Origin of the sequence: Flavobacterium sp., assembly GCF_044371705.1 — a bacterium.
Classification (GTDB): domain Bacteria; phylum Bacteroidota; class Bacteroidia; order Flavobacteriales; family Flavobacteriaceae; genus Flavobacterium.
Genome location: NZ_JBILTE010000201.1, coordinates 1 through 4583, shown reverse-complemented (window position 1 = coordinate 4583; position 4583 = coordinate 1). Strand labels below are relative to the sequence as shown.

The following is a 4583-nucleotide window of genomic DNA, read 5'->3' as shown; positions in this document are numbered from 1 at the left end:
GGAAGTGTTGAATTGCACCAATTGCCAAACCAGTGAGTTTTTAGAAGTAAGTGGCTACGGACATAACGCACTATTTACTAGTACTGAAGCCAAAAATGCATTTAATACTTTTATTAACAGTCGATGATTCTTGAACTAGATTTGTTGTTTAGATAAAGAATTCTCCCATTTTTCAGCACTTAATCCTATTAATCCCATTTCCTTTTTTAGCTTTGCAACAATGAAACATCCCGCTCATTTGATTGCATTCCAAAAGCCCATTTCAGGTGTCAACTTACCCGAAAAATTCACCTTTCCCTTTTTTTACGAACCGCATGAATTGAGTAAAATGGCTGCTGCAGAATTGCAGGAATATCTAGCCTCACAAACCGATTGGGAACATAATTTTGGTTTGCAAAAAGGTCAAAAGGGTTTAGTTATCGGAAAAATGTTTGGTGTGCTAGTTGTTCAAAATCAAATAGGTACGATCGGTTACCTCGCGGCATTCTCCGGTAAATTGGCCGATAGTAACGAACATACTCATTTTGTGCCTCCCGTGTTTGATATGTTGCAACAAGATGGGTTTTTTAAACAAGAAGAAAAAATCCTAAACGACTACAACCGAAGAATTGAAGCGTTAGAAAATAACCCGGAGTTCATTCAATGTCAATACGAACTAGCTTCCACCCTATTGCTGGCTGAAAAGGACAAAGCCGAAAAGAAAGAGCTGAGCAAACAAAATAAAATCCGTCGTGATGCCTTACGAGAAAAAGCGGAACGTGAATTGGATTTTGAATCCTCTAAATCCTTGCAAAAAAGTCTGAGTAAAGAAAGCCAATTAGAAAGCATTCAACTCAAGCAAATGAACCACTTTTGGAACCAAGAAATTGCCAAAGCTCAACAAAAAGTGGCCGAATTTCAATCCAAAATCAATCAGCTAAAAGAGGAACGCAAAGCGAAATCGGCAGCGTTGCAACAGAAATTGTTTGAGCAGTATTCCTTTTTAAATCAATACGGCGTTTCCAAAAGTCTCGCAGCTATTTTTGAAGACAATCCGCCTGCAAGTGCGGGAGAATGTGCGGCTCCGAAATTGTTGCAGTATGCGTTTACGCACCAACTCAAACCGATTGCAATGGCAGAATTTTGGTGGGGACAATCACCGAAATCGGAAATACGTAAACACGGTCATTTTTATCCGGCTTGTACCGGAAAATGCAAGCCTATTTTGGCTCACATGTTGGAAGGCATTGCAATGGATGAAAATCCGCTGATTCAAAATCCGGCAGAAGGAAAAGAACTCACTTTTTTATACGACGACGACTACTTATCCGTCGTCCACAAACCGGCGGAATTTTTATCCGTTCCCGGGAAATCGATACAAGATTCGGTGTATAGTCGCTACAAAGAAAAATTTCCTGAAGCTACAGGTCCGCTGATTGTGCATCGTTTGGATATGTCGACTTCCGGTATTTTAGTACTTGCAAAAACCACTGAAGTTTATTTGAATTTGCAAGCACAATTCATGAAACGTACCGTTCAAAAACGATATGTTGCGTTACTTTCCGGAATAATAGCGCAAGACAGCGGCGAAATCAATTTGCCCTTGCGGGTAGATTTAGACAACCGCCCGAATCAATTGGTGTGTTACCAACACGGCAAACCCGCTAAAACGCAATGGAACGTCATTGAACGACGCGAAAACACCACCTTGGTACACTTTCACCCCATCACGGGACGCACGCACCAGTTGCGGGTACACGCTGCCCATCCCGAAGGTTTGAACACCCCAATAGTTGGCGATGATTTATACGGCACCAAAGCCGACCGCTTGTATTTGCATGCGGAACTGATACGGTTTTGGCATCCGGTTTTGGGAAAGGAGATGGAAGTTGTGGATGGGGTTGGGTTTTGATATTTTATATCAGATAAGACTTGGGTTGATTTTTAAAAAAGATGAAAAAGTTGTATATATTAGATGACATGTAATAGTTAGAGCCAATTTAAAAAAAACATATGAAAACGAAATTTTCAATCTTAACGACAATTCTAATAATCTTAACAACAATGACAGGATGTAAATCTGACAAATCTAAATATGACAAAATGCTCGAATTTGGACAAAAATATACTGATGCCTGGAATAGCAAAGAACCAGAAAAGATGGCTTCATTTTATGCTGAAGATGGAATACTAACAGTAAACAATGGAAAACCAGCAGTTGGAAGAAAACAATTAGCAGAAACCGCTCAATCCTATATGGAGGCATTCCCTGATATTGAATTATCTATGGACAGTTTAACTGTCGAGAAAGGAACTTATAGATATTATTGGACTTTTAAAGGAACAAATACTGGACCTGGCGGAACTGGAAATAAAGTTGATTTCAGTGGATTTGAAGAATGGACAATGAATGACCAAGGACTAGTGCAAAAATCAATTGGAACTTATGATGCAGAGAAATACCAAAGACAACTAGAAGGAAAATAAAAAACTGGCTCTAACAGTTTGGCAAGATTGCGAATTTTGTGATAAATTCACGCTCACATTTCGAAAGAAGTTATATATTTAATGGAAAACAAATGGTTACATGTTTCGCAACCTCGCCATGCGGCGAAACGTTAACAAAAAATTATCTAAATAACATAATTTTATGAGCATAATTACATACTTAAAAGATATTCCATTAATGAAAAAAGTATTTGGAATATTAATTATTATTGCTGGTTTATATATTTTTATAACAAGCAATATTTTATTTGGTCTAATATTTATTGTAATTGGTATAAACTTATTATTGCGAGAAGGTTCACAAATTAATTTAGAAAACAAAACTTATAGAACTGTTAAGTCAATCTTTGGCATGCATGTCGGAAAATGGAAACCTTGTCCAGAATTTGAATATATTTCGGTTTTTAGGACTAAAGAAAATCAAACAGTAAATGTTGTAACTGCAACGACAACTTTTACAAATGAGGTAATATTATTAAATCTATTTTATAATCGAAATAAGCATCTAACATTTTATAAAACAGACAATAAAGCCGACGCTTTTAAAGTAGCAGAACATTTCAAATTAGCATTAGCTATCGACATTCTAGATGCAACTGAAAGCGAAACAAAGTGGCTGTAAAGAACTACCCCCAGCTAGCGCGAGCATCTTGCTCGTGCCCACAATGATATAAAGTACGAACGTGACGCTTGCACCAGCTTAGGAGTTATTACTAACATTCGGTTTTTATTTTAAAAAATCTCCGTCAATAATAAGAAGCTTGACACCATTTTTGGAAACAGAACGATGTGAACTAAGTTCATCTGATACAATATAAGTTTCCCCTTTGGCTAGTTTAATTTTTTCGCCTGTACTTAATTCGCTTACAAATGCTCCTTCTAAGCAATGTACAATATGCCCTTTTTTGCACCAGTGGTCTGCTAAATATCCTTCTGAATATTCTACAATTCTTACTCTAAGCCCATTAAATTGGATTGTTTGCCAAATTGCAATTCCTGCTTCGCCTTTGTATTCGATTTTCTCAACTGAATTCCAATCTATTGTCTGAAAGGGAATAGTACTCATCTTTTTACAGTTAATTTATGTGTCACGTTTTTAATTTCAGTCTGATTTACCTTTGGGCTGTAAATTTTCATAAAAATTTCTGTTTTTGCAAGTAGCAGTCGTTTCCGTTCTACGTAAAACTAACTTTAAGAAATTTTAACGAGATTAAAATAGTGCAAAATACCAGTCACTGCGCTATTTTGCAGTTATGAGGCGGTTTTCTTTTCTCTTATCAAACCTATCGCCAATGTTAAAAGTCCCAATATTAAAATCGCCATACCAATATATAAAATAACAATGAGTGCTGTTGGTTCATTAATTTGCTTGCCTATGGCTGCTGCAAAAAATCCTAAACTTATGGCAATAGCCGCAATGGGAAATGACAGTCGCGAAATCCATTTCCAGCTTCCTGATAATGAAGAATAGTCTGTGAAAATTTGGGCTACTAGTGCAAGAATTACCAAAACTCCAGCATGGGCATGCCCGGCACGAAACATCGATTTTTGAAAATGAGTTAACGCTAAATATTCTTGCTGACCACTCAGAATGGTAAGCAAAAAATAGCCCCCATAAATAATAGAAGGCACAGTTAAAAGGATAAAGCCGCTTGTCTTTTTTGTTTCTCTTGTCATAATACTCTATTTTTTGTTGTTTACTAATAAACCGTTTTTTAACTAACTTTTATTGGTCTTTTCGGCTCATCACCTTCGCCGCGATGTTAAGCCGTAATTTGCTTGAAGGCGTAATACTTGAGAAAAATGCGAGTAGTTTATTTTTAAAGCCAGGTATTACATGCAGACTTCCTCTCATCATTCCATCGAAACCAACTTGGGCCACTTTTTTGGCAGTCATTACGCCACTTTCATAAAGCTTCGCATTAGACATATCGGCTCTTTCCATAAATTTAGTTTTTGTTGCACCTGGCGACAGTACAGTGGCAGTAACTCCGGTGTTTTCAAATTCTTTATGAATTGCCTCTGTTAAGCTAATCACATAAGCTTTTGAAGCGCCATATACAGCAAAATACGGATCAGGTTGAATGCCAGCTGTA

At 37.1% G+C, this 4583-nt stretch carries 6 protein-coding genes; 3 read left to right on the top strand and 3 right to left on the bottom strand.

Features of this window, described 5'->3' with window-relative positions; genetic code table 11:
- Positions 1-220: 220 nt before the first annotated feature.
- The 3 genes from ACIQ2S_RS11555 to ACIQ2S_RS11545 all read left to right on the top strand — a co-directional run bounded on the left by ACIQ2S_RS11555 (position 221) and on the right by ACIQ2S_RS11545 (position 3109).
- On the top strand, positions 221-1891 hold the full coding sequence (locus ACIQ2S_RS11555; protein ID WP_396176142.1) for a pseudouridine synthase: 1671 nt from the start codon (positions 221-223) through the stop codon (positions 1889-1891).
- A 191-nt stretch (positions 1892-2082) separates the two neighbouring features.
- Complete coding sequence (locus ACIQ2S_RS11550; RefSeq protein WP_396176140.1) at positions 2083-2466, top strand: YybH family protein; 384 nt, start codon at positions 2083-2085, stop codon at positions 2464-2466.
- 163 nt (positions 2467-2629) lie between these two features.
- Positions 2630-3109, top strand: coding sequence for a hypothetical protein (locus ACIQ2S_RS11545; RefSeq protein ID WP_396176138.1), 480 nt, complete (start codon positions 2630-2632; stop codon positions 3107-3109).
- A gap of 105 nt (positions 3110-3214) precedes the next feature.
- Here the strand turns inward: ACIQ2S_RS11545 and ACIQ2S_RS11540 are convergent, their stop codons facing one another.
- The 3 genes from ACIQ2S_RS11540 to ACIQ2S_RS11530 form a co-directional block, all read right to left on the bottom strand.
- Entirely contained in the window at positions 3215-3553 is a 339-nt protein-coding gene (locus tag ACIQ2S_RS11540) for a DHCW motif cupin fold protein (RefSeq protein WP_396158378.1), read from the bottom strand.
- A 185-nt stretch (positions 3554-3738) separates the two neighbouring features.
- Positions 3739-4164: a hypothetical protein gene (locus ACIQ2S_RS11535; protein WP_396176136.1), complete on the bottom strand. Its 426-nt coding sequence runs from the start codon at positions 4162-4164 to the stop codon at positions 3739-3741.
- A gap of 49 nt (positions 4165-4213) precedes the next feature.
- Positions 4214-4583: SDR family NAD(P)-dependent oxidoreductase (locus ACIQ2S_RS11530; protein WP_396176134.1), on the bottom strand; the 370-nt coding region annotated here is incomplete at its 5' end.